Source organism: Helicobacter sp. 13S00482-2, from assembly GCF_002272795.1.
Classification (GTDB): Bacteria; Campylobacterota; Campylobacteria; order Campylobacterales; family Helicobacteraceae; genus Helicobacter_J.
In genome coordinates, this window is record NZ_MLAT01000036.1 from 1,689 (window position 1) to 3,160 (window position 1,472).

Genomic DNA, 1,472 nt, shown 5'->3' on the forward strand with positions numbered 1-1,472 from the left:
ATAATATAATTGAGGATATAGAAAAAGATCTAAGAGAATCCACGAATTTATCTCCTGACGATCTTTGTTATGTTAATTGTGTTGTGTTTTATGTTTTTGCTGAGTGCAAAATATTCAAACCACCAAAGGTAAGCTTATGATCATTACAGAAAAAAATCCACAAAAGAGTCTTTATTTTTTAGGTGCAAAGTTACTTGAATTGTTGAAAGAACAGAATATTAAGTATACACTTTTTCAACTATATCAGGAATTTAAAAAATATCAAAATCTTGAACTCAAAAAATTTGTTTTGTTGCTAGATTGGTTGTTTTTAATTGACTCTATAAAAATCACACAAGATGGATTTATTGTAAAATGTTTTTAGATGAATTGAATATCATGGATTACAATGGTAATGAGATACGAAAAGTCAAATTTAACCCTAAGGGATTAAATCTTATTGTTGGCATTAATGATGAAAATGGCACAACAAACGGTATAGGCAAGACTACATTAATTAGATGCATAGATTTTTGTTTGGGTGGAAAAATTGATCAGCTTTATATGGACAAAGAATTTAAAAACTCTCTCAATGAAGATATTTTTAATTTCTTAAGAATCAAACAGCCTATTTTTGAGCTGATTTTTAGAGATAATTATTTAGGAGTGATTTATAAAGTTCTAAGAAAAATAACTGATACACAGAAAGGATTAAAAGTTGCTGATCAAGTATTTAAAAATAATTCTATATTAGAAGGAGAATTTAACATAATTTTAAAAGAGATATTTTTTAATGATTCAAATAAAATTCCATCTTTTAGACAACTCATACCTAAATTTATTAGGAAAGATGAGGAACAAATAAGCAATGTATTGAAGTTTTTACATTCATCAACAAGCAACCAAGAATATGAGAAGATACATTTATTCTTGTTTGGATTTAATAATAGTTCATTATTGACATCAAAGCTTGAATTAGAGTCTGATTCAAAGAGGCAAGAGAAAATAAAAAAAGCCTTATCTTCAAGATTTAGAGAAACGGATTTAAGGCAGATTTTAGAAATTATTAAAAGAGACTTAGAAGAATTATGCAAAAAAAGGGATTCTTTTCAGATTGACATTAAATATGAAATTGAAGAAGAAAGATTAAAAGAAATTCAACTAGAACTTATGAAAATACAAGATGATTTTTCTAATTTTAATTTGAAAAAAACTATCAATGAGAGGGAATTAAAAGAACTTGAAGATAAAGTTTTTAATGGCGATACTCAGGCATTAAAATTATTATATGAAGAAGCAAAATTTTATTCAAATGATTTAAAAAAGACTTTTGATGAAGTTGTGGTTTTTCATAATAAAATGATTGAAAATGAGGCAAATTATCTAAAAGACAAGATAAAAGAACTAGAAATAAAGATGCTAGAATTAGGAAAAAATAGGGATTATCTATCTACTCAATATTCGCAAATTTTAGAAAAACTATCAAAAACAGG

The 1,472-nt window shown here is 25.7% G+C and carries 2 protein-coding genes; both read left to right on the forward strand.

Annotated features, from left to right (window positions below; translation table 11 throughout):
* Nucleotides 1–136 precede the first annotated feature (136 nt).
* Entirely contained in the window at nt 137–364 is a 228-nt protein-coding gene (locus BKH42_RS08910; protein ID WP_095296250.1) for an ABC-three component system middle component 6, read from the forward strand.
* Nucleotides 355–1,472 (forward strand): AAA family ATPase (locus BKH42_RS08915; protein ID WP_180674039.1); only part of this gene is annotated, 1,118 nt, incomplete at its 3' end. The genes BKH42_RS08910 and BKH42_RS08915, both read left to right, overlap by 10 nt.

Excerpts from the sequence above, each read along its gene's own strand:
- BKH42_RS08910 (WP_095296250.1), top strand. The coding sequence starts at position 137 with ATGATCATTACAGAAAAAAATCCACAAAAGAGTCTTTATTTTTTAGGT.